The organism is Arcticibacter svalbardensis MN12-7, from assembly GCF_000403135.1.
Classification (GTDB): Bacteria; Bacteroidota; Bacteroidia; order Sphingobacteriales; family Sphingobacteriaceae; genus Arcticibacter; species Arcticibacter svalbardensis.
This window is the reverse complement of record NZ_AQPN01000070.1, coordinates 1-22,687: the sequence shown is the minus strand read 5'-3', so window position 1 is coordinate 22,687 and position 22,687 is coordinate 1. Positions and strand designations below refer to the sequence as shown.

Below are 22,687 nucleotides of genomic sequence, written 5' to 3'. Positions count from 1 at the left end.
GATAAGGCTAGATGTCACTCATAAAAGCTGAATTGGCTGAATAATCAATTTAAGGAAAACGATTAAGCTTTAAATAGTTTCGTTGATTTGTGTCAATTCTTATCCTTTTGTATCTTTAACCAAACCTATAAACATATTGATATGTTCATCTTTACTCTTTTTTTTGCTACTTTCTATCTGTATCAGTTCTGTTGTTGCGCAACCCTATTATTTCAAACGATATGAAGTAGAAAATGGGCTATCCAGCAATACCGTGTTCTGTTTTCTTCAGGATCATAAGGGTTTCATGTGGTTTGGTACGGTAGATGGTTTGAACAGGTTTGATGGATTTACGTTTAAACTGTTCCGACCGAATCGCGATGTTAACCTGGTCAAAAACAACAATAATCCCTATTCAATCTTTGATAATGCCGTAAATACACTTAGCAGGGATAAAGAAGGTGGTATCTGGGTTGGTAGTTTTTTCGGAGGACTTAATTATTATCCTAAGCACTATAATTTGTTCGAAAAGTTCTTTCCTGCAAATGGTGGAGGATCTCATAGTGGTCATGCTATTCGGGAGATCTGCAAAGATCAATATGGTTATATCTGGGTTGGTACAGAAGATGCCGGACTAAATAAATTTAACCCTAAAACAGGTATTTCAATTTCTTTAAAATCCACAGGAGCTAAAACGGATATCGCCTATACCAATATTCATGGACTGCTAGCATTCGGCATCCAGTTATGGATTGGAACTTTCCAGCATGGTCTGGATATTATGGATATCGCCATTTTGACTACGGGACAGACTCTGGTTCTTTGAAAAGTAATTTCATTGTTAATTCCATTAAACCAAGATCGGGCAAACTCTACGAGGGGATTACAAACGGAATGTATGCTTATAATCCTTTAAACTAGAGTTTAGAAAAATCTATTTTCCTGATAACTACCGTCCATTTATTTATTCCACTCTGGAAGATTATAAGGGAAATATCTGGGTGGGTACAATCAAAGACGGGACTTACCTCCTTAATCCGGAAAGTGGAAAGATCAAGCAGTTTGTGTATGACCCCAAAGATATCCACAGTCTGAATAGTAACCGTGTAAATGGGGTTTTTGAGTCCAGTGACCTACTGAAAAGTTGCAAGTCTTTACCAGGTCTAACGGACTGCTGAATGATCAGTTTAATTATAATTCTGCCTATAAAGATACCCTGAACGGAGATATGTATTTTGGAAGTGTCAAGGGAATGATCCGTTTTAATTTGGATAAGTTCATCCCTTATACCTTCCTCCTGTTTATATCACTAGTTTTGAGGTCTCTAATAAGGAACTGGTTATAAACAAACACTACTCCCCCCTAAAAAAGTCTATGCTATTAACCAATAGCATTACCCTTTCCTATGACCAATCCTCCTTTAATATTGAATTTGCCGCTTTGAGTTATACCTCTCCGGAGATGACGGAATATCCCTTTAAATCAGAGGGATTGGATCATGGATGGACCTATTTGAAATCAAACCGAAGAGCCTATTTTACAGATCTCGCCACAGGATATTTTTTATGTAAAAGCAGCGAACAGTAGTGGCCTTTGGAAGAAAATACCTACTAAGTTGACCGTATTTATTCGTCTTCCTTTTTGGAAAAGCCCATTTGCCTATTTCTTCTATAATATTATTAGTGTGTCCTCACTATTTTTTCTTATCACCTACTTTGATGATAAAATTAAAGAAAAGAACTATCGAAAATTGGAGTAGCTTTCCTATAAAAAAGAAAAAGAAGTTTATCCGGCAAAAATTGATTTCTTTACTAATGTAGCGCATAAAATCCGCACACCTCTTAACTTAATTCAGGCACCTCTTGAAAGGATCATCAGTAAGGTGGATGAAGTTCCTGCGATCAAAAAAAATATCCTTGTCATGGAAAGAAAAACCAGACGATTGCTGAAACTTACAGAGCAATTACTTGACTTTAGAAGTTCGAAACCAATAGTTGTAGTCTCAATTTTGTGGATACTGATATTGTTGCCCTACTAAAAGATATCGTACAACGGTTTCAACCTGCCGCTGATCAGAAGGATATTATGCTGCAGACCGATTTTTCACTCTCTACATTTAAGGCCAGTACAGATACCGAAGCCTTAAATAAGATCATCAGTAATGTGATATCAAATGCCATAAAATACTGCGAATCTCATGTCATCATTTCATTGTCTGACATCAATATGGAAGCCAATAAATTTTCCATAGAAGTTAAAAGTAATGGCAACCTTATTCCAGTGGAATTGAAAGAGCGGATTTTTGATACATTTTTCCGTATCAAAGAGACACGATCAAAACTGGGAACAGGCCTTTGATTAGGCCTTTCGCGGTCACTCGCTGAATTACTGCAAGGGTCTTTAATCCTGGATGTCCCTGAAAACAATATGAATGTGTTCTCCATCATTTTGACTATCCGTCCGATGCTTCCTGGAAATGGTTTAAACCAATAAATGTGGTTTTTCCTGGTAGGTTTTCCATAACAACTCACCAAACAAAGTATTTGCCCATGCGAACCAGGAACGGGAAAACTTCTTAGGATCATTTTTATAAAATGTTTCATGCATAAAACCAGTATCACCATGCGTTTTACGAAGAGTTTCAATGCAATTTTTAATCTCTCCGTCGTCCGTACTGGTTAAACCTCTCATAATGATAGCCATTGGCCAAATCATATCCTGTCCTACATGTGGACCACCAATTCCCTCTGCCGCAGTTCCTTTAAAGTAAAAAGGGTTGTCTTCAGACAGGATAAATTTGCGGGTACTTACATAAAGCGGATCAGTAGTTTTTACTGCTCCCAGGTAAGGTAAAGATAAAAGGCTAGGTACATTGGCATCGTCCATGGTCAGATAGCTCCCAAAACCATCGGTTTCAAAAGCAAATATCTTTCCATACTTTTCATTATTGACTGTAGCAAATTTTGCAAGCGCAGCTTCTACTTCTTTACAAAGCGCGGTAAGCTGATCAGCAGTTTCCTGATCCTTAACGATTACCTGCATCATTTCAGCAGCCTCCTTTAAACTCACCACTGCAAAGAAATTGGAAGGAATCAGAAAAGAGAATACGGTAGCATCATCACTAGGCCTGAACGCCGAACAAATCAATCCTACCCCTTTAACCGGATAGCCAAACCCATCCATGGTCAGTGTATCTGTTGCTTTTGCTGTTTCTCGTTGAAAGTGATAAGTTCCAAGACTATCTTTCCGCTGTTGCTCACGGAACACATGTAGTATGGTTTTGATTGCTTGTTGCCATTGCTCACCAAATGGAGACGAATCCCCACTAGTTTTCCAGTAATGATACCCAAGCCGGATAGGATAACAAAGTGAATCAATTTCCCACTTTCGCTCATGCACTCCTGGTTTCATATCTGTTTTATCCGTGCTCCACTCTCCTACTTTGTTTGCCTCGTGATAAAATGCATTCGCATACGGATCTTTCAAAATATAAGTTACCTGTCGGTTTATAACGCCGGCAATAAGCTGTTGCAAAGGTTTATCCTCTTTAATGAATTGCATGTATGGCCAAACCTGAGCACTGCTGTCACGCATCCACATCGCATCAATATCTCCAGTGATTACATAGGTATCGGAAACTCCACTTTTAACTTCATGAAATACGGTTGTATCCAGGGTATTTGGAAAGCAGTTTTCAAATAACCAACCTAATTCCGGATTTTTTACTTTCTTCTTGAATTCGGTAATAGCCTTTTCTACTGCTTTACTGGTAAACTTCCTGGATCCGGGTGCTGTTCTAACCACAGGAAATGCTGGAGATGCTGCGAAACTTAAGTTATTACTTAACATATATCCGGCACTCAATGCTCCTGCACTTTTAATAAATGTCCTTCTTTTCATGCTTTAACTGGTTTTGTATCTTATTACTTTATCCTTTCAATCCGGAAAGAAAAGGTGTTTGCTTTACTCGACGACAACTCATATTTCTTTAAGGGACCAGGACCACAACTGGCATTTCCTATTCCTCTTTGCATATAATCCAGACTTAATATTGTTTCTGGCTTTTTGATGTTGTTAAGTTGAAAATCATGTACCACATTCCAAAGGTCCTGATCGGTATAATGCAGGGCGCTGAAGTTCAATTTATCCCCTGATGTGATTTTAATTCCTGTATGGTTTTCATCTGATACGCTGAGCCAGCGGATGTCTTCGTGATTACCCATGCTTTGTGAACGGGTATAATGTTCTTCCATACCATCAACCGTATTAGTGAAGATGCCGAAAAAGGCGGAAGACTTCCTGTCTGCATAATTTTCATGCGGTCCTCTTCCATACCAGCTTACTTGTTCCATTGCAGGGTTTAATGACATTTGTAACCCTAGTCGTGGAACGTGATATGCATCATTCGTATTATCTATTGTCGCTACCACATTAATGAATCCTCCGGCATAAATGGTGTAATTTACTACATAAGGCAGGATACTAGTTTTATCTCCTTTCAGACTCATTTCCCGAACAGTTCTGATCGTAACACTTTTCACTTCCCTTTCAGGAGAATAAGTAAAAGAGATCAGTTTGGTATCAGGTTCCACATACTTACGACTATCATTGTTAATACTACGATACCAGTTCAAAGTTAAGCCCTTTCCCTGATAAATAAATTCAGTCCTGGAGTATTTTAAAGAAGTTAGCAATCCTGTTGTTTTATCAAACTGTACATTAAAATCAGGACCTGATACATTCACTATGTTATTCCTTTCTTCTACATATAAGTTACCCGGACCAGGATGAGCAATAGAATCCTGTACCGGCCGTTGTGTCAAAGTCAGTTGTTCGGAAGCAATAATGTAACCGCTCTTTGCCCATAGCATATCTTTTGCTAACGCAAATTCCACATTTAAAAAATACTCACTGCTATCAGTCGCTGGAATTCGGTAAGGAACCCCAATTTCAATCGAATCACCTGGATTTACATTTTGAGGATTCAAAGCACCAGAATCAACTACAAGTCCATTTCTTAAAACCTGCCATTTGATATAAAACTGGTCAAGATTTTGAAAGGTATAACGGTTAATTACTTTCACCGTACCAATACTCAAGTCAGCAGGCAGGATTTTAATGTACTGATATACCTTTTTAACCTCCAGCATCTTTGCTGTAATTCTTCTGTCGGGAGTTGTAATTCCGTTATTACAAAAGTCAAAATCATTTGGCTTATCACCAAAGTCTCCACCAAAAAAGTACTGATCTTTAGGACCCCCAAACTTGTTTATTCCCTGGTCAACCCAATCCCAGATACAGCCGCCAATCATCCGCTGTGAATGATTTTCTATATAATCCCAATATTCCTCCAGATTACCAACCGAGTTTCCCATAGCATGTGCATATTCACATAAGAAAAAGGGCTTATCTGTCTTTTGCCTGTCCGTAGCGATCATATCATCCACCGAAGGATACATTCTGGAATCCATATCAGCAGCGCTGTTTTTCCCTTCATAGTGCACAATAAACGTGCTGTCTATTTTTTTTATTTCCTTAAATACCTGCACAAAATTTTCCCCATCTCCACATTCGTTTCCCATAGACCAGAAAACAACAGCCGGATGATTTTTATGCTCTTCCACATTGCGTACGTTACGGTCAGTAAAGGCAGGCAACCAGCTCGGCGCATTGCTCAGCGATTGATTTCCATGACACTCCAGATCGGCTTCTGCAACTGTGTATAACCCATAATAATCAAATAGCGCATACATCTTTTGATCATTAGGATAATGACTAGTACGGATAGTGTTAATATTGGCTTTTTTCATCAGCAGAATATCCTCCAGCATGGAGGATACAGGCACTGCTTTTCCTAATTGTGGATGGATATCATGACGATTAACGCCTTTTAAAAATATCGGTTTCCCATTTATAAACAGGCGCTTTTCTTTAATCTCTACCTGACGGAAGCCAAACTTGCTCGAAATAACTTCCTGTATGTTTTCATCCTGATCCTGTAATGTAAAGATTGCGGTGTAGAGATCAGGCTCCTCTGCCGACCAAAGCAAAGGGTTTTTAATCACATCTTGAAGGTCAACCGCCAACTCCTGATCCTTTTTTACAGTTGCCAATGACTGACTCAATTGCATCACCTCTTTTCCCTTCGGATCTAAAATCGAGATCTTTAAGTTTCCTGACTTTGTATTTTGCTTACTGTTATTTCGGATGCTTGTTTTAATTCGCATAACTGCTGTGGCAAAATCATCATTTTTAAATTCGGTCTTAATATAATAATCCCTGATATGAACCTGCGGCACAGCGTAAATAGCTACATCTCTATGGATCCCACTTAAGCGGAACATATCCTGATCTTCAATATAACTACCATCACCCCAGCGGTAAACTTCAACAGCCAGACTGTTTTCACCTGCTTTTACTTCTTTGGTTACATTAAACTCCGCTATATTGTTGGCTCCTTCACTATAGCCAACTTGCTTACCGTTCACCCATATATAGATGGCGGAATATGCACCGTCAAATCGTAAAAAGATCTCTTTCCCATCCCAGTTCTCAGGAATAGAAAAATTTCTAATGTATGATCCTACCGGATTTGGCTCTTTCTCATTGGTATAACCAGATTGTGGTCTGATAAAAGGAGGATCGTTTTTGAAGGGATAAGTAATGTTCGTATATATCGGTGTGCCATATCCCAGCATCTCCCAGTTAGAGGGTACTTGAATTTCCTTCCATTCCGAGCTGTTAAAAGTTGATTTATAAAATTCAACCGGACGCTCTGAGGGCTGTTTAACCCAGTTAAATTTCCACTTGCCATTCAAAGAAAGATACAAAGGAGATCTAGTCGCCCCCCATGGAGTATGAAAAGTAGGATCCTCCTTCAACGTTTCGGTAGAAGGAAAAGGTATATAGGGCACATGTGCAGGTTCTTTGTTGATCCCAAAGATTGCTTCATTCTCCCATTCTGCCCGATCCCCTTTTTTCTCTGCCTTTGTTTGTGAAAGGATAATTAATGGAAATAGGCTGATCATAAAAACCAGGATTACGGAATAAGAGACTTTAAAATGCATGATTTATATTTAAAAATAATAATCAATAAATTTAATTCATTAGTTGGTAATTTGTTAACTGAATTAGAATCTATAAACTAGTTCTACTAAATATACATGTATTAAACGATTTAGCATAATTATTCATCTTTTGAGGTGTCCAATATTGCTGCAGCTTCCATAAGCATAAGGTCGCTCAATTGGGTGGAGAGATTATCCTAGCGGATGGCCGTACACTCCAATCTGGTCCAGCAAGCATAGGAGCAATATTCCTGTACTACTTCCTCTGCTTCCAGATCATCGTTCAAACGCTTCCGGGCAATAATGTATAATTTATCCCAGTAACGATCATATATTCTCTAAAAATAGTCCTTTTACCATTTTAAGAAGTGCTGCCCGGTCAAAATAGGTTAGTTGGTTATAAGCTTGCATGGAGCTGGTAGTTAAGCAAAGCTAATTTAAATCCTTTTTATTAAATTTCTGAATTAGTATCGATCGGATCTTTAATCAAATAAGTTTCAGGTTAGTATATTCTCTCTCCACAGCGAAGACGCTCCTACTAAAACGGCTTCCTCTCCTAGTTTTGCTTTTAAAATGGGGATAGTTCTATATTGAGGTTGAAGTCCAACACGGAGCGCATCTTCAAATAAGAAAAAGGACTGTGCTATGTTTCCTCCTAATATCACTGCCTCAGGATTTTCGATCGCAATAAACATATTTAGGAAAGCAGCCAGATTTGTACCGAACTCTTCAAACAACTGTTCAATGTAAGGATTACTTTGCGCTGTGCTCACCAGTGTTTTTACATCGGTTACTTTTTTCCCGCTGAGTTGGAAATAACGCTGAACAAACCAGCGTGTGGATAAATAATCTTCGGCAATACTATCCTTAAAAGAATGGTTCCAGCGATCTGCATCATGTGCCACACCTTTTTTATACCAGGAAGATCCCAATCCGGTTCCCAATGTTAATCCTATCGCAGAATCATAATGAGCCCCTGCTCCTCCAAATGTTTCGCCCTGCAAGAAACTTGCCGCATCATTCATCAGGCGGATATGATCTGCCGGAATTTCTATTTTATTCGATAACAGGTCCTTTAAATTCAAACCATAAAGGTTATCGTATTTATCCTGATTTTTTATAAAACTGACTCCGGTATCATAATTAAGTGGACCTGGAATTCCAATTCCTATCTTCTTATCTCCGGATTTCAAATGGCTAAAAACATTAATTATCAATTCAGCCCAGGATTCAATAATCGCATTAGCCTCGGCATGAGCATCTACATGTTTTCGTAACCATGTTTTTGGAAGTATTTGCTTGGTTTCAAGATCAACTAAAGCTGCTGTTATATGAGAGCCACCAATGTCTACTCCCATCACTATTGAACTATTCATATTAATTTCTATACTGATTTAGAATGTCAAACAAAAATATAAACAGTAAAACGTTTTAGCAAATAATTAGATTGATTTTATAATAATAATTAAAATTTGTTTTGATCTTTTTTGATATAGATAAGATTTGGGTCATAACATTCACCTGTTTAAATCTTATCTGATAGGCATAAAAAAAGGAGTATAGAGATCATACGATCTTTATACTCCTTTTTTTATGCTGGTTATAGTATTGAATTTAATTTTATATCAGAGGCACTTAGGGCAGCTCAGATAGTTTTACGTTTTTTGCGCAGAAGATACCATAAAACAAGATATACCCATAACAAATCACAGGAACAATAAATGAATGATGGATACCGATTGAATCGGCAAGCGCTCCCTGTATTAATGGAACTACGGCACCACCTAAAATCGCCATTACCAGAAGAGAGGATCCCTGACTGGTATATCGTCCTAAACCTGCAATTGAAAGTGTAAAGATGTTTGAAAACATAATCGAGTTAAACAAACCTACGCTCAATAGTGTCCACATGGCCACAGGGCCGAATGTGAAGATACTGGTAAGCACCAAGACCATGTTCACGATAGCAAAAATTGCCAATGTACGTGCCGGTGCTGATTTACCAATAAAGAAACCAGCCAGGTTAAGTACAATAAAGCCTAGGAAAGCACTGATTTGTATAAAACTAAGATCGACAATACTAAATAGTAAAGCAAAGATCGCAATAGCGACACCGATCATATAAATAAGTTTTTTGGAAGCCGATAGTGTTTGGTTCAATGATATAGAACCAAGGAACCTGCCGATCATAGCACCTCCCCAATATAAAGCCAGGTAGTTTTTACTTACTGATTCAGGGATATTCATGATATCTTCATGCGCCAGGTAGTTAATCATAAAACTACCAATGGAAACCTCGCCTCCTACATAAAAGAAGATCCCCAGAATACCTAATCTCAGCTGTGGAAATTTGAATGCACCTAAACCTCCATGTTCTGTTTCATCTGATTTAAACGAAGGAAGATTGATCTTATAGACGATGAATGCAACAACAAGGAAAATAATTGTAAAAGCAATATAAGGTGTTTTAGTTGCATCAGCAGACAATACACCGTTATTTGAGAATAATTCAAAGATTAAAAATCCACCTAATATTGGAGCAATCGTAGTTCCCAGGGAATTGAATGCCTGTGCGAGATTTAATCTGCTTGAAGCACTTTTTTCATCTCCTAATAGAGAGACATATGGATTTGCTGCAATTTGTAACAGCGTAAAACCTAGACCTAGTATGAATAATGCACCTAAAAATAAACCATAAATAGATAAAACAGATGCCGGATAAAATAGGAAACATCCGAGTGCGGATACCACTAGACCCAACAGCATTCCATTTTTATAGCCAATTTTATTAATTGGGTCACCTTTATAATATGATATTATGAAGTAGCAAACTGAGCCAATGAAATAGGCACCAAAGAAACAAAATTGTACCAGCATCGATTGCAGATAACTGAGCGAAAACAGTTCCTTCAAATGGGGAATTAAAATATCATTCATGGAGGTTATGAATCCCCACATAAAAAACAAAGAAGTCAATGTAGCAAAAGGTACAGTGTAATTCTTTGATGTTTCAGCGCTGGGTTGATGACCAGTCTCAATTGTGTTTCCTACCATATTAGGTTTATAAGATTTATATATTTAAATAAGTTTATTGGTTTTGCCTTCCTCAAGACCCTGCAAAGTTAATATTATTTGTTTCATGCTAAATTAATTTAATCAGCTTTAAATGTGCTTTTATTGGCGTTTTAATTGTTTATTGAACGATTAAAACCTGTGCCAGCTTTCTATTACGAATTTGGGACCTATACTATGAATACGTGTTGCGATAGTAATTTATTATTAATGCCTCGATAATAAATCTGACAAGAGTCCATGTTAAGTCCGTGTTTTTACGTAAAAACACGGACTTAACATGGACTCAACCTAGGATCATTCTGCTATGAATGACATGAAGGGGATAACCGCTTATATTAAAATGCAATCTTTATACTTTACAAGATTTTAGCAACCTTGGCTAAAAAAGTATTATAATTCAGATTTTAATCTCATGTTATATGGACACGGCTGGTATGGTGATAAAAATCGCTCAGATGTCAAATCTGTTACCGATCAAATCCTGCGGTTCTAGGAGTTGACTTTCGGGTTTACGGGGACGTTCGGATGTGGCTATAAAAAGACTGACAATTGTATCCGATTACGCGAAGAAAACAGGTAAGCTTTCGGCCTTTACAGAAACCGGACTGGAGACAATTCCGAATCCGGTATGGTGGACGGATGTGCTACTGAAAACATTAAAGAGCGCTAATTTGGAGCTTTGTTATGTGTTGGTTTGGAGAAATGATTCCAAAAGTGCAACACATTTTTATGCGCCATACCCTGGTCAGCAAAGTGTTCCGGATTTTATTAAGTTTTAAAAAGATCCATTTACACTGTTTGAAAAAGACCTGAAACATATTTATAAGAACTAAATGATCCTTTATGATCATAGAATAACGTTATTTCTGTTCATCTTTGTTTGATAAAGGGTTTAAGATGAATTGGATCATATTAGTTATTGCAGGCTTATTTGAAGTAGGCTTTGCTTCCTGTTTAGGAAAGATGAAAGAAACCAATGGTAATACTGCTTTACTGTGGGGAACTGGCTTTGTGTTTTGTTTAGCAGTGAGCATGCTTTTACTTATTAAAGCAACGCAAACTTTGCCCATTGGAACGGCTTATGCAGTATGGACAGGTGTTGGTGCAGTGGGAACGGTGTTGGTAGGGATACTTGTTTTTAAAGAACCGGCAACATTGGGGAGGTTATTCTTTATTACTACACTTATCGGCTCGATAATTGGGTTGAAATTTATGTCGTCAGCGGGATAAGCGTAGTACACCGATGTTGAATAGGTGTACTACGCTTTAAATTATTATGCTTTATAGGCTATGATCTCGCGACCAATCTGATTTACTTCTTCATTTTCTGCGAATAAGGGTAAATCTGTATCTGGATCTAATTTTAGCCATTGCAATTCTGTGTCTTTCTGTATCTTAACGTATTCCTGACCGTCTTTAAAAACAGTATATACATCTTCTTCTTCTGGAAATATAGAATATTCTATTCCTCCTATGACGATATCAAATGGTTCATCCATGTTTATTTAATTATGTTTACGTTTCATGTTTAATTTTGCCTTTTTACCGGCACCGATATTAAAGTCTTTACTGTTTTTCTCTGATTTTTCATGGAAAGCTTCTCCCCTTTCAGGTTCATCAACTCTTTTTACGGTAGTCTTTATTTTAGTTTTCGTTTTGCTTTCCACATCAACAAAGAGGTCGTCAGGTAACGAAAGAACCAAAAACTTTAAACCTAATGCTTGTTCAATTTTTTTGATGCTTGCCAGTTCAATATCGGTTGAAAATACTATACATTCTCTTTCCTCATCATCACTTGCCTTAATCACTCTGGAAATATACGTTTCTTTTTCTACCGGTGGTTCCAAATGAATCAATTTATCCACTCCCTGAAGATCAAGTGAGTGACTTAGTTCATTTGCGATTACGAGGATATTTAACTCTTCGGAGTCGAGGAATTCAGATACTGAGCTCACACCCTTTGATTCAAAAAATACCGGGTTTAGTATGGCGGCTACGTGTTTATTGCGGGAGGTTAAGCTATTATAGACCTTTTCTGCAGTAAGGCGTGTGTTGACAAATACAACTGTTTTCGGTAGATCATTGATTGTCAACAAATCATTTAGCAGATTGAGCTTGGTTCTGAAGTTGGGAACCTGGTAAAGCTGTTGTCCAAAGACTGCAGCTACGGCTTCCGTTTCCTCTTCGATCTCAATGTGTACCGGGTTCCGCATAAAGGGATCGATCATCTGGCTGATCCTGGCATGCATCAGCTCGGCGAAAACAAGACGCTGGCATTTGATGATACTGTTAGCTAATTCGTTTACCGGTAATTGGAGTCCCTGTTTCACGATCAATTCTGCATCATCTACGATGAAGAGTTGAATTTTGTTTAAATCGAGTGCCAATTTAAGATAAATGAAACGTGCACGATCTGGTGTTGCTACAATAATGTCGGCACCATCGGCAAGGTCATTCAGCTGGTTTTCCAATGCAGCTCCCGGAACCAGAGATACCGTGCGCAGGGAAAGGTTTTTGTTCAGCAGGTTGATTTGAGCAACCACAGCTTCAACGCGTTCTTTATCAGGAACAAGAATTAATACTCGTGGAGCATCTTCAGGCATTTGTTTTAAGCGCATTAATACGCCTAGTATATATGTGGTTGTTTTACCACAGCCTTCGGGACCGGTAACAATGATATCCTGTCCACCTATAATACGCGACATTGTTCTAAGCTGAACTTCCTTGGGTACAAGGTATCCGGCTTCAGTGACCGATCTTACAAGTTGTTTACTAAGCTTTATTTTTTCTAACCACACAATACTAAATATTAAAAATAGAGAAATGCAAATTTACGATTTTATACATTGAAAAAACCTCTTGCTGTTAAACTAATTCCCAGCCCATCAGGAGCATGACCCTACGAAACTCTTCCTGAAGGGGAGCTTCTATCAGGATTGGCTCATTAGTAACCGGGTGGTTAAAGGAGAGCGATGAAGCATGGAGCAACATTGTAGTCATTTCCCAGGTTTCTTTAAAGAGTTTATTCTGTTTATTACAGCCATGTTTCCGGTCGCCTATAATAGGGTGAAATACATGTGCGAAGTGTTTTCGCAGCTGGTGCATCCTTCCTGTTTCGGGTTTGGCTTCCACCAGTGAATAGCGTGATGTGGGGTGTGATCCGAAAGCAACCTGTAGTTCTGCCCGCTTGAGGGTATGGTAATGCGTGAAGGCTTCCTGGATGGCACCATTCTCTTTTTTCAAAGCATAGTCTATATCTTCTTCATCAGGGGTGTATCCGCGTACGATAGCCAGATATTTCTTAATCACCTTTTTCTCCTGAAATTGGATATGCATGGCTACTTCGGCTTCTTTATTTAAAGCAAAAAGCAGTACACCTCCTGTCTTGCGGTCCAGTCTATGAACAGGGCTCACATAATGATCAATCTGATCACGCAAGAGCTGCAATGCAAATTCTTGCACATCGATAGCGATTGGCGAACGATGGACCAATAGCCCATGAGGTTTGTTAATGGCGATGAGGTGCTCATCTCTGAATAGTATATCTAGCATGTATTTAGTAGCAAACTTACAGATTTTTTATCCATAGCGTTTGTCACAAGCTTATTTATGGTCAAACTCCCACATAAAATAAATTATGCATATAGAGAATATAAAGAACTCAATCATGATGGCCTCCCTTTATTCAAATCTACGAACAGAATGGGTGGAAACAAACTTGTTACATCACAATTTAGGCTTTAAAGAACGATTTACAAGTATGGAACTTAATCGCTTTTATGCTGGTGTAAAGAGTAATTCTTCCTTGGTTTTGTTGTAAATTATACACTTATATGGCTTTGATACTATGCATATATGAATTGAAGTTATAAAGGGGTTCCTTGATGTAGATCATAAAACGCAAAAAGCCCTTTTGGAATGAACCAAAAGGGCTTTTTCAAAGAATTCGTTTATTATTTTATAGCAAAGATGCCGCTGATGTTTTTATAACCTGTTGCGGTATTGGAATACCAATCGGTGTAAGTTGTTCCACCTGTAGTCGCCCATTGGGCAAAGTGCAGGTAAGCCATGGTGATATCCATTTTTTCTAATGGATAAGAGAAAGAGGATACTGGGATTTCCAATGCCCAAGGTAAACCAGTTTTGGTATAGTAAGGTCTTGCAGTAGTTGAATTATCATCTGCGGTTCCAAAAAGAGCGGTACTAGCTAATTTAGTTGGTTTTTTACCAGCAAGGTGAGTTTCATATTCACGTCCCTTACCTGCATTCCAAATAAAGACGTTATAGTTGCCAACACCTAATTTAGCGATCGTTGGACCGTTTTTGATTTTTATTGTAATGGAGTAATCTTTTGCAGCTGATTCTGTTCCTACTGAAGTGTTCCAGTCTGATTGTTCATTGCGGCTATTGTTGAATAGAATGACCACTAAACTATCCTGATTAGGCTCTATAGTAGCGCCAGTGATACTTTCCAGGTTCGCTGCTGGGATGTTGAACTGAATACCAGCACCGTTTTTATAGGTACCACCTGTAGCAAGTAACTTGTAGTCCGCTTTTATTTCCACTACGATATTGGCAGCATTTGAGGCTATTTCGTAGCGATAGTTAAGAACGATGTCGTTCATGTCGTAATCTCCCTTAGAAGGCCATGTATCTTCGAAAGCAACAGTTGATCCGCCATTTGCATAATTGGCTTGTAGATTCCGGTATGCTTTAGTTGGATCGGTAGGATAATCGTCTTCTATGTCAATTACACCATCTTTATCTGTATCTACTAATACTGGAGCAGGAGCGGTTCCATAACCATCGGTACAATCGCTTGAAGCAATATAAATATCGCAGCCATTTTTTGCATTGCTTGAAAAATGGCTGGCATCCAATGAGCGCAGGGCATCACAATATAATACGTTTCCGGTGAAAGTTCCGCCTTCACTATTAAGAGCGGCGGCAGATGTACCGGTTACCTTAAAGAGAGACCATACAGATCCAGTTGATGGACCGGTTATAGGGTTGGTGCTTCTTGCAATATCCTTAGTCTGGAAGATTGCATTGCCCGATAGGTTCATATTAGAAGTAAGCGTAGAATTTGTAAGGACATTAATGAAAGAAGCATTATTCATTAATGTTCCCTTCAGAACGAACTGATCGGAGATAATCAACTTACAATTGTTATTAAATGTTCCACTTAATGCATTTAAGGTTTTCAACCGCATTGTTCCATCGTTAGTGAATAATCCGGAGAAACTTAAGGTTGATGTTAATGCAGTGAAAGTTCCTGTATTGGTAATGATAGAGGATGCATCCATGATTACATTACTGCCAGAAGTACTGGTAAAGGTACCATTGTTATTGAATTTGCTTGAGCTTCCACCTACAGTAAAGGTGCCATTGGATGTCAGCGTCTTATTATTAATGAATTGACCACCGTTCTGCATGTTAAATGTGCCTAATGCATTTACGGTGCCTTCATTAGTGAATACTCCTCCGTCTATCCATATGTTGGTATTGGAGTTAATGGTTCCAAAATTCGTTATGGTACCGGATTTCATTGTTAAATAATTCGTATTAAATGTTCCTGCATTATAAAGAGATCCGATTACCGTTTGATCCCATTGGCCGGCACTCATCTTCAATGTTCCAAAGTTTTTGATCGAAGCAGTTGCGTGCCATTGTACATTATTATTAATGGTTAAACTACCAGTACTGGTTACTATAATATTTAACCCGTTCATGTCTCCGCCATTTAAGGTGACATTCTTACCGCATACTACAAGTGTTGCATTATGACCATAACTTAGGTTTATGGTGACGTCATTTGCTTTTACAGCATAAACACCTCCACTAACTGGAAAAGACGCTTGCCAGGATTCAGCAGGTGCAGTCCATACTATTCCTGTACCACAATCAGGACTAGTTTCAACAACTGCTGAGGTGCTGAATGTTACAGCTGATTTTGCAGCTGCAGCTGATATAGATTGAACAATGCTGGATGTTCCTATCGCAATGGATACCTGTGTGCTGGTGATGGCTATTTTATCCGAAACGGTAGATCCGTCAGGGGATGTTTTAACCACATACACTTCAGTTAAAGTGGATGGTATATAAATCTTGGTATTAAACGCAGCGATTAATGTTGCACTTCCTTTTGATAATAAGGATCCGCCATTTGCCGGATCGCCTGCATATATGGAGATCACATGAATGCTGCTTGCGAAACGTGTATCAGTAATGGAGATATTGAAGCTGACATCTCGGGATGTTCCCCAATTAAATGATGCTGGTACAACAAGTTCGGTTGTGTTTTCTACCTGGTCGGTAATGTCGCTTTTCTGACAGGATGTGATGAAAACAACAAATAAAGTTAGGGCTGAGAGTAAATATTTGTTCATGATAGAATTTAACAATTTTATATAAAGTGTGCAATATATGTGCCACTAGCTATTACACATAATTAATTGATGTAATGCCCTTTAATAAGTAAAATTCAAGGCTTATAGGAAGTAAAGATACACAAACTGGGAAATAAATTTCCCATCTGTATATTATAAATTTCCTAATGTGGAATTCTTATTTAATGCAGGTAAAGCTTTGATTTGGAAATGTGAAATTATAAATCCCCTTTTTAGTTTTTCTTAAAACTATACCTTTTATGTGGTTGTTGCTGTTTTTAAAAATCAGGCACTTATGAAATGGATGGGCAGACGCGAAAGCGGGAATATTGATGATCAAAGAGGTAGCGGAAGGGGGCTTGCTGTAGGAGGCGGATTAACCGCTGTTGTAGCAGTTGTTTTTGCTCTTCTGACGGGACAAAACCCACTGGAATTTATTGGTATGGCCCAACAAGGGGGGGCAAATACTTCTTCGGAACAGAAAGATCTGTCTACAGATGTTCAAGGTGACGCGAATGCGCATTTTGTGGCCACTGTGCTGGGTGATACGGAGGATGTATGGGATAGTATTTTTACTGCCCATCAAATGCGATATGAAAAACCGGTACTAACTTTATTTACTGATCAGATCAGGTCGGGTTGTGGAGCCGCCAGTTCACAAACGGGTCCATTTTATTGTCCAGCGGATAGTAAAGTTTATATTGATCTGAGCTTTTATAATGAGTTAAAGGATCGGTTTGGAGCACCCGGAGATTTCGCCATGGCTTATGTGGTGGCACATGAAGTGGGCCATCATATTCAGCATTTATTAGGCACAACGGACAAAGTGGATAATATGCGGGGCAGATTAAGTGAAGCGGAATTGAATGAGCAGTCGGTTCGTTTAGAGTTACAAGCTGACTTTTATGCAGGCGTATGGGCGCATTACATTCAAAGGAAAAATATTTTGGACGAAGGGGATTTTGAAGAAGCACTGAATGCAGCAAATGCTATAGGAGATGACAGGCTTCAAATGGAGACTCAGGGGCATGTTGTACCTGACGCTTTTACTCATGGAACTTCAGCACAGCGGATGAAATGGTTCAAGAAGGGATATGATACCGGTGATATGAGCGCAGGTGATACTTTTTCCACCTCATCGTTGTGAAATTGTATGGTATGAGATACAATATGACCTGCAAACGAAACATGTTATAAAAGTTGGTATTTAAGTATACATTAACTAATACCCTCATTTTTAACTCTTTCTTTATTATTTCGCATTTTAGGCTATGTATTTGCCATATAGGGTCAACATACTTAATAAATACAAAAGTAAAAAACATGAAAAAAATAATTCTACTAGCAGCTGTAACCCTTATAGGAGGTGCTGCGATTGCACAGTCTACATCAACTACTAAATTTGGTTTAAAGGTAGGTGTATCTTTACCGAAATACCATTTTACAAATACAGATGGTGATGATTATGAAACAGAAGCTAACACTAATTTTAATGTAACCGGTTACGCTGATCTTCCTATTGCATCAGGCTTTTCTATTCAACCAGGAATTTCATTACAAGGAAAGGGTAGTAAAACTACTGGATCTGCTTTTGGTGTAAATGGTGAGTCGAAGGATAATTCTCTATATGTTGAGATTCCTGTGAATCTTGTTGGAAAGGTTCCTCTAGGAGTAACAGGAGCTAGTTTGTACTTAGGCGCAGGTCCTTATGCAGCCTTTGCTGTTTCTGGAGAAAGAAAGTTTACAGTAGAATCTGGTGGTTCTAGTTCAGAGTCAACAAGTGACCTTAAATTTGGTAATGACGATAATGATGACTTTAAAAGCGGTGACTTCGGTGTTAATATTTTAGGAGGAATCCAATTAGATAGTGGTTTTAATTTTGGAGCTAACTATGGAATAGGTTTATCCGATATACGTCCTGGTGATAACAATGACAATGGTAAAATAACCAACCGGGTTTTATCTTTCAACGTAGGTTACGCCTTTTAGGTAATCGTATAATTTAAACAATTTAAAGCCCTCAAATAATATTTGAGGGCTTTTTCTTTTTATAGCTGATGCTGTTTATATTTGTCGGTGCTTTTATAGCATCATGATCATGATAAAAACAAGAATTTTACTTTTCGCTTCTTTGCTCCTTTTGGGCTTTACTAGTATGGCACTGTCCAAAACAGACTCCATCAGCAACTTTATTGTAAAAGAGAATCTGTTAAAGAATGATAAGCTGGCTATTATTGCTACTGATGATCAGGAAAGGCCTGTAGAAACTGTTAACGGAACATTTATGTTCAGCATCAATGGATTTAAGCAGTCGCTGTTGTTCCATGATGGTGTGGCGGTTGCTCCGCAGCAAATTGATAAATCAACATTCGTGTACCTGAAACATACCAATGAATCCTCCACTCCTGCAAAGCTTTATTATGTATTAAAAAAGGATGGGGGCATTAATCCGATCAAGATTAATTGGATAATGCTGCTTATTATACCATTGGCCCTGGTTGTTTTGGCTAGTATCTTCAGGAAGTTCATAGTATTTGCAGTTATTATCCTGGTGGTTTTAATGGTGTTTAATTCCAATAAAGGTTTGGGAATCCCTACCGTTTTTGAGACCATCTTTGATGGTATTAAGAATAGTTTGTTTTAAATCAGTTTTGATTTAAAAAGGCATCCCAATTCCGAAATTATATTGTAAAAAGCGGTAGGTATCCGGAGAATTTGTTAGGTCATACTGGTCTTTGAAATCCTTCCTTTCACTACTGCTGAAAAGATGTTTGATTACCCAGTTATCTGATCCGGTAAATTGTGGGTCTTTTATTTTTGCCCCGACATCAAAGCGAAATACAAAGTATTGAAGATCAAACCTTAGTCCTGCTCCTGCTCCGATAGCAAGCTGATTAAGGAATTTGTCAAACTTAAACTGTCCGCCAGGAACTAAAGTACTTTCGTTTAGTCGCCACACATTACCAAAGTCAGTAAATGTGGCGCCTTTTAGTTTGGAGCCGAAGAAGTTGTTCATGAGCTTGAAACGATATTCAAGGTTGCCTTCAATTTTTATTTCTCCATACTGATCCAGATAGGTCAGGTTTTTACGTGTTTCTTCGTTCGATATGGAACTGCGGTTGTAATTTCCGGGACCAATTGTTCTGGCTTGCCATGCACGTACTCCACTTGATCCCCCTGCATAGAAATTACGCTCAAAGGGAAGTTCAAGGGATTGGGTGTTGCCGTAGGGCAAGGCTATTCCAGGATTAATGCGCGCTACAAATTGCCTTTCTCCTCCAAAGGACCGATACAACCGTAAATCGATTTCCGTTTTTGCATATTGTAGATATGGAAGTCCTAAAATAGTGCGTGATCCATTTTCATCTCGATGAAATTTAAACACATTGCTTAACAATCCTAAGCTATTACCAGCAATGTCTATAAATCCTCTGAAGTAGGTAAAATTGGTATAGGTGCTTAATTTAGGTGCATTGAGCGTAAAGTTGTATTGTGTTCCAAGATTTAAAAACTGGCGGTCATTTGTCAACACATAGAGCCGATTTCCAGTGCTATCCAGGCTATCCTTAAAGGCTTTAGCCAGACGTCCGTCTCTGTACTCTAAATTGAAAGGCGTTAAACTATGCAATTTGTTTTTGCTTTGTACCCAATCATAGGTAATAGAGTTAATGAATATGCGGTTTCTAAAGGCACTGGGTTGATCAAAAATCTGCATACTACTGGAGAATGTAGTATGAGGCACTCCTGCACCAATTTTTTCAGGAATGTTTAGGGGACTCACAATACGTGGTATAGTTAAAGTTGCACCAATCTGAATATCTCTGTTGAAGATATCACTGAATAACTTTTGGTTTTGTCTGGAATCAAACAAGATCCCGTATCTGAATTTTATATCTAATCGTTCAGCGCCACCAAATAAATTGCGGTTGGTGTAGGTGTCTCCTATGTTAAAACCATTTCGACCAGAATTGAAGGTGTACTCCCCTTCGATCCGGTTACTGTTCCTCTTTAGTGGGGTAATTTCCATTCTGACATTCAGACTGGAGCTATCGGGGTCTTTCTCGTATGAGATCTTTATATTACGGAATACGTTTAACTCATATAATCGATCGTAGGTTAAATTTTCTTCTTGTACACTGTAAGGTTTCCCATATTTAAAAAATATATAATGGGAAAGAGCGTTGAAATCAAAGCGGTGCGAATAATCGCGGAAGAAATACTGTGAATCAACCATTGCACTGTCGGGCAATGTTCTTCCGTGTCGTAGATTACTGTTTGTAATATTGATCTCGGTTTTATTATTGATAAAGTAGCGGGGATGAGCCGACTTTCCGGGGGGATTGTAAATGTGTAATTTCATATCGACCTGGTTAGACGACAAAGTGCTATCTGCATCCAGGTGAATATAAGGTTTCAAGAATTCGTAATATCCATTCGACTTCATCAGGTTATATACACTATTAATTCCATTCATAATGGAATCTACATCATAACGGCTACCTGCACTGATCTTCGTTAAGCTTTCCCTGTTTTGAATATAAAGATTTCTTACTGCGGTATCTAAAATGCTGTAAGTTACGTTGCGGACGTGAAATGATGGGCCCTGAACAGCTGTAAAAGTAATACGGGCCTTTTTGTTTTTAACCTGAATATCACTGGTCACTTTTGCATTAAAAAAGCCTTTATATACCAGGTATTTCTGGATTTCCCGATTGGAAATATCTACTAATGAACTGTCCAGCAGATGAGGTGCCTCACCTATATTTTTGATCCGGTCGGACCGGTATTTATTTTTATGGGTATTCAACAGATTATATAAGGCTAGGTTCACCCTTGAATTCGGACGAATGTCCTGCTGTACATAAAGATAAGAAGCTTCAGCGAACTCGTTGTCAATTCCTTTCAGCTTAACATCTTTGACAAGCGCCTGATCCTCATTCAAATATTTTGTAGCCGAACATCCGCTCATAATAACTGTTAAAAACAGTATACTTGCACGCAAAAAAATACCAACACTATTATTATATGCTTTCAAAATCACAAATCAGTTTTGTAAATGCATTACATGTAAAAAAAAACAGAAAAGACCTGAGCCTTTTTCTGGTTGAAGGGGTTAAATCAATTTCCGAATTCCTGAACTCAGCATTTATAGTAGAATCAATTTATTGTTCTTCTGCAACGCTCATCAAGTTTAGTAAATTATCTCCTACTGTCAAATTTTATGAGATAACAGATGCTGAGCTAAAAAAGATCAGCACACTTACCACTCCTCAGGATGCAGTTGCAATTATAAGGATTCCTGAGAAAACCCCGTTACGTCCTGAAAGTTTTAAAGATAGATTTACTATTATTTTAGATGGGATACAGGATCCGGGCAATATGGGTACAATTATCCGGACAGCGGATTGGTTCGGTTTTTCGGAAATAATCTGTTCAGAGGATACGGTAGAAGTGTATAATCCAAAGGTAGTTCAGGCTTCTATGGGCTCTCTTTCCCGGGTAGCTGTGCATTATACAGATTTGTCACAATTGGTTTCAAACAGTGGAATTCCCGTTTATGGCACTTTGCTGGCAGGTGTATCGATCTATGAGACTTCTTTTACTGAACCTGGGTTTATTGTTTTAGGTAATGAAGGTAAGGGGATTTCATATGCTGTTATTCCTTTGATTACCAATCAGATTACCATTCCACGGTTCGGAAACGCAGAGTCATTGAACGTGGCTATATCAGCAGCAATAGTGTGTTCGGAAATAAAAAGAAGAGGGATTTGAATTGTTTTTTCAAATAATTGTTGCGAGGATACAATTAATTATTATTTTTGCACTCCTTACAAAGGGTCGGATGGCCGAGTGGCTAGGCAGAGGTCTGCAAAACCTCCTACAGCGGTTCGAATCCGCTTCCGACCTCACAGGATAAAAAAATATTAAAAAAAAACAATGGGAGTTACACGTTTAAAGAGAAAAGACAGAAAAAATAAAACGGTTGCACGCCTTGATGTTCAGTTTTTGAAGATTGGCAGCAATATTGAAATTGGTAGCCGTTCTAAAGAATCTGCACACAGTCAGGTAGCTAAGAACAACGCTGTTCTAGCACAAGTAATTGCAGCTCAGGCTAAATAGGAATAAATTCAGCTTTAAGGATGGATCATAAAAAAACCAGATAAGTAATTATCTGGT

The 22,687-nt window shown here is 38.3% G+C and carries 21 protein-coding genes and 1 tRNA gene; 13 read left to right on the top strand and 9 right to left on the bottom strand.

The window, feature by feature from the left end; all coding sequences use genetic code 11:
- Positions 1-163 precede the first annotated feature (163 nt).
- The 5 genes from ADIARSV_RS08640 (at position 164) to ADIARSV_RS20510 (ending at position 2,337) form a co-directional block, all read left to right on the top strand.
- Entirely contained in the window at positions 164-805 is a 642-nt protein-coding gene (locus ADIARSV_RS08640) for a ligand-binding sensor domain-containing protein (protein ID WP_016195084.1), read from the top strand.
- Positions 806-911: 106 nt separating this feature from the next.
- Positions 912-1,157 (top strand): two-component regulator propeller domain-containing protein, encoded by a 246-nt coding sequence (locus tag ADIARSV_RS23165; RefSeq protein WP_083936547.1) that lies wholly within the window; start codon positions 912-914, stop codon positions 1,155-1,157.
- A 196-nt stretch (positions 1,158-1,353) separates the two neighbouring features.
- Positions 1,354-1,566: a two-component system sensor histidine kinase/response regulator hybrid gene (locus ADIARSV_RS20515; RefSeq protein WP_016195083.1), complete on the top strand. Its 213-nt coding sequence runs from the start codon at positions 1,354-1,356 to the stop codon at positions 1,564-1,566.
- Between the two features lie 211 nt (positions 1,567-1,777).
- Positions 1,778-2,017: a histidine kinase dimerization/phospho-acceptor domain-containing protein gene (locus ADIARSV_RS23160; protein ID WP_083936546.1), complete on the top strand. Its 240-nt coding sequence runs from the start codon at positions 1,778-1,780 to the stop codon at positions 2,015-2,017.
- Complete coding sequence (locus tag ADIARSV_RS20510; protein WP_016195082.1) at positions 1,990-2,337, top strand: sensor histidine kinase; 348 nt, start codon at positions 1,990-1,992, stop codon at positions 2,335-2,337. The genes ADIARSV_RS23160 and ADIARSV_RS20510 overlap by 28 nt, the downstream gene beginning before the upstream one ends.
- A gap of 123 nt (positions 2,338-2,460) precedes the next feature.
- Here ADIARSV_RS20510 and ADIARSV_RS08630 read toward each other — a convergent pair whose 3' ends face one another.
- From ADIARSV_RS08630 to ADIARSV_RS08615, 4 genes are all read right to left on the bottom strand, one after another.
- Positions 2,461-3,879: a glycoside hydrolase family 125 protein gene (locus tag ADIARSV_RS08630; RefSeq protein WP_016195081.1), complete on the bottom strand. Its 1,419-nt coding sequence runs from the start codon at positions 3,877-3,879 to the stop codon at positions 2,461-2,463.
- Between the two features lie 23 nt (positions 3,880-3,902).
- Positions 3,903-7,046 (bottom strand): glycoside hydrolase family 2 TIM barrel-domain containing protein, encoded by a 3,144-nt coding sequence (locus tag ADIARSV_RS08625; RefSeq protein WP_016195080.1) that lies wholly within the window; start codon positions 7,044-7,046, stop codon positions 3,903-3,905.
- Positions 7,047-7,543: 497 nt separating this feature from the next.
- Positions 7,544-8,422, bottom strand: a complete 879-nt coding sequence (locus ADIARSV_RS08620) for an ROK family protein (RefSeq protein WP_040299564.1) — start codon at positions 8,420-8,422, stop codon at positions 7,544-7,546.
- 259 nt (positions 8,423-8,681) lie between these two features.
- Entirely contained in the window at positions 8,682-10,100 is a 1,419-nt protein-coding gene (locus tag ADIARSV_RS08615; RefSeq protein WP_016195078.1) for a sugar MFS transporter, read from the bottom strand.
- A 548-nt stretch (positions 10,101-10,648) separates the two neighbouring features.
- On the opposite strand from ADIARSV_RS08615, the gene ADIARSV_RS08610 reads away from it, so the two are divergent.
- Positions 10,649-10,900, top strand: a complete 252-nt coding sequence (locus tag ADIARSV_RS08610) for a hypothetical protein (RefSeq protein ID WP_016195077.1) — start codon at positions 10,649-10,651, stop codon at positions 10,898-10,900.
- A 118-nt stretch (positions 10,901-11,018) separates the two neighbouring features.
- Positions 11,019-11,351 carry a DMT family transporter gene (locus tag ADIARSV_RS08605; protein WP_016195076.1) on the top strand — a complete coding sequence of 111 codons (333 nt, stop codon included), beginning with the start codon at positions 11,019-11,021 and terminating at the stop codon, positions 11,349-11,351.
- Positions 11,352-11,395: 44 nt separating this feature from the next.
- On the opposite strand, the gene ADIARSV_RS08600 is transcribed toward ADIARSV_RS08605, so the two are convergent.
- The 4 genes from ADIARSV_RS08600 to ADIARSV_RS20505 all read right to left on the bottom strand — a co-directional run bounded on the left by ADIARSV_RS08600 (position 11,396) and on the right by ADIARSV_RS20505 (position 16,510).
- Positions 11,396-11,620 (bottom strand): hypothetical protein, encoded by a 225-nt coding sequence (locus ADIARSV_RS08600; RefSeq protein ID WP_016195075.1) that lies wholly within the window; start codon positions 11,618-11,620, stop codon positions 11,396-11,398.
- Between the two features lie 6 nt (positions 11,621-11,626).
- Positions 11,627-12,919, bottom strand: a complete 1,293-nt coding sequence (locus ADIARSV_RS08595) for a DEAD/DEAH box helicase (protein WP_016195074.1) — start codon at positions 12,917-12,919, stop codon at positions 11,627-11,629.
- 67 nt (positions 12,920-12,986) lie between these two features.
- Positions 12,987-13,673 (bottom strand): pseudouridine synthase, encoded by a 687-nt coding sequence (locus ADIARSV_RS08590; protein WP_016195073.1) that lies wholly within the window; start codon positions 13,671-13,673, stop codon positions 12,987-12,989.
- 401 nt (positions 13,674-14,074) lie between these two features.
- Complete coding sequence (locus tag ADIARSV_RS20505) at positions 14,075-16,510, bottom strand: LruC domain-containing protein (protein ID WP_016195071.1); 2,436 nt, start codon at positions 16,508-16,510, stop codon at positions 14,075-14,077.
- A 295-nt stretch (positions 16,511-16,805) separates the two neighbouring features.
- On the opposite strand from ADIARSV_RS20505, the gene ypfJ reads away from it, so the two are divergent.
- From ypfJ to ADIARSV_RS08570, 3 genes are all read left to right on the top strand, one after another.
- Positions 16,806-17,657, top strand: a complete 852-nt coding sequence (ypfJ, locus tag ADIARSV_RS08580; protein ID WP_016195070.1) for a KPN_02809 family neutral zinc metallopeptidase — start codon at positions 16,806-16,808, stop codon at positions 17,655-17,657.
- Between the two features lie 176 nt (positions 17,658-17,833).
- Positions 17,834-18,499, top strand: a complete 666-nt coding sequence (locus ADIARSV_RS08575; protein WP_016195069.1) for an outer membrane beta-barrel protein — start codon at positions 17,834-17,836, stop codon at positions 18,497-18,499.
- Positions 18,500-18,608: 109 nt separating this feature from the next.
- On the top strand, positions 18,609-19,154 hold the full coding sequence (locus ADIARSV_RS08570) for a hypothetical protein (protein ID WP_040299573.1): 546 nt from the start codon (positions 18,609-18,611) through the stop codon (positions 19,152-19,154).
- Between the two features lie 12 nt (positions 19,155-19,166).
- Here ADIARSV_RS08570 and tamL read toward each other — a convergent pair whose 3' ends face one another.
- Positions 19,167-21,551 carry a translocation and assembly module lipoprotein TamL gene (gene tamL, locus ADIARSV_RS08565; protein WP_449371648.1) on the bottom strand — a complete coding sequence of 795 codons (2,385 nt, stop codon included), beginning with the start codon at positions 21,549-21,551 and terminating at the stop codon, positions 19,167-19,169.
- On the opposite strand from tamL, the gene ADIARSV_RS08560 reads away from it, so the two are divergent.
- From ADIARSV_RS08560 to ADIARSV_RS08550, 3 genes are all read left to right on the top strand, one after another.
- A complete protein-coding gene (locus ADIARSV_RS08560; RefSeq protein ID WP_016195066.1) occupies positions 21,536-22,282 on the top strand; it encodes a TrmH family RNA methyltransferase in 747 nt (248 codons plus the stop codon). The two genes, tamL and ADIARSV_RS08560, sit on opposite strands and share 16 nt — an antisense overlap.
- Before the next feature lie 64 nt (positions 22,283-22,346).
- Positions 22,347-22,417 (top strand) — tRNA-Cys (locus ADIARSV_RS08555).
- A 30-nt stretch (positions 22,418-22,447) separates the two neighbouring features.
- Positions 22,448-22,630, top strand: a complete 183-nt coding sequence (locus ADIARSV_RS08550) for a hypothetical protein (RefSeq protein WP_016195065.1) — start codon at positions 22,448-22,450, stop codon at positions 22,628-22,630.
- The last annotated feature ends 57 nt before the right edge of the window (positions 22,631-22,687 follow it).

What these genes read in the sequence shown, in the direction of transcription:
- ADIARSV_RS08560 (WP_016195066.1), top strand. Translation starts at nt 21,536, where the DNA reads ATGCTTTCAAAATCACAAATCAGTTTTGTAAATGCATTACATGTAAAA.
- ADIARSV_RS08590 (WP_016195073.1), bottom strand. Translation starts at nt 13,673, where the DNA reads ATGCTAGATATACTATTCAGAGATGAGCACCTCATCGCCATTAACAAA.
- ADIARSV_RS08600 (WP_016195075.1), bottom strand. Translation starts at nt 11,620, where the DNA reads ATGGATGAACCATTTGATATCGTCATAGGAGGAATAGAATATTCTATA.
- ADIARSV_RS08615 (WP_016195078.1), bottom strand. Translation starts at nt 10,100, where the DNA reads ATGGTAGGAAACACAATTGAGACTGGTCATCAACCCAGCGCTGAAACA.
- ADIARSV_RS08575 (WP_016195069.1), top strand. Translation starts at nt 17,834, where the DNA reads ATGAAAAAAATAATTCTACTAGCAGCTGTAACCCTTATAGGAGGTGCT.
- ADIARSV_RS08620 (WP_040299564.1), bottom strand. Translation starts at nt 8,422, where the DNA reads ATGAATAGTTCAATAGTGATGGGAGTAGACATTGGTGGCTCTCATATA.
- ADIARSV_RS20505 (WP_016195071.1), bottom strand. Translation starts at nt 16,510, where the DNA reads ATGAACAAATATTTACTCTCAGCCCTAACTTTATTTGTTGTTTTCATC.
- ADIARSV_RS08625 (WP_016195080.1), bottom strand. Translation starts at nt 7,046, where the DNA reads ATGCATTTTAAAGTCTCTTATTCCGTAATCCTGGTTTTTATGATCAGC.
- ADIARSV_RS08605 (WP_016195076.1), top strand. Translation starts at nt 11,019, where the DNA reads ATGAATTGGATCATATTAGTTATTGCAGGCTTATTTGAAGTAGGCTTT.
- ADIARSV_RS08570 (WP_040299573.1), top strand. Translation starts at nt 18,609, where the DNA reads ATGATAAAAACAAGAATTTTACTTTTCGCTTCTTTGCTCCTTTTGGGC.
- ADIARSV_RS08550 (WP_016195065.1), top strand. Translation starts at nt 22,448, where the DNA reads ATGGGAGTTACACGTTTAAAGAGAAAAGACAGAAAAAATAAAACGGTT.
- ypfJ (WP_016195070.1), top strand. Translation starts at nt 16,806, where the DNA reads ATGAAATGGATGGGCAGACGCGAAAGCGGGAATATTGATGATCAAAGA.
- ADIARSV_RS08630 (WP_016195081.1), bottom strand. Translation starts at nt 3,879, where the DNA reads ATGAAAAGAAGGACATTTATTAAAAGTGCAGGAGCATTGAGTGCCGGA.
- ADIARSV_RS20515 (WP_016195083.1), top strand. Translation starts at nt 1,354, where the DNA reads ATGCTATTAACCAATAGCATTACCCTTTCCTATGACCAATCCTCCTTT.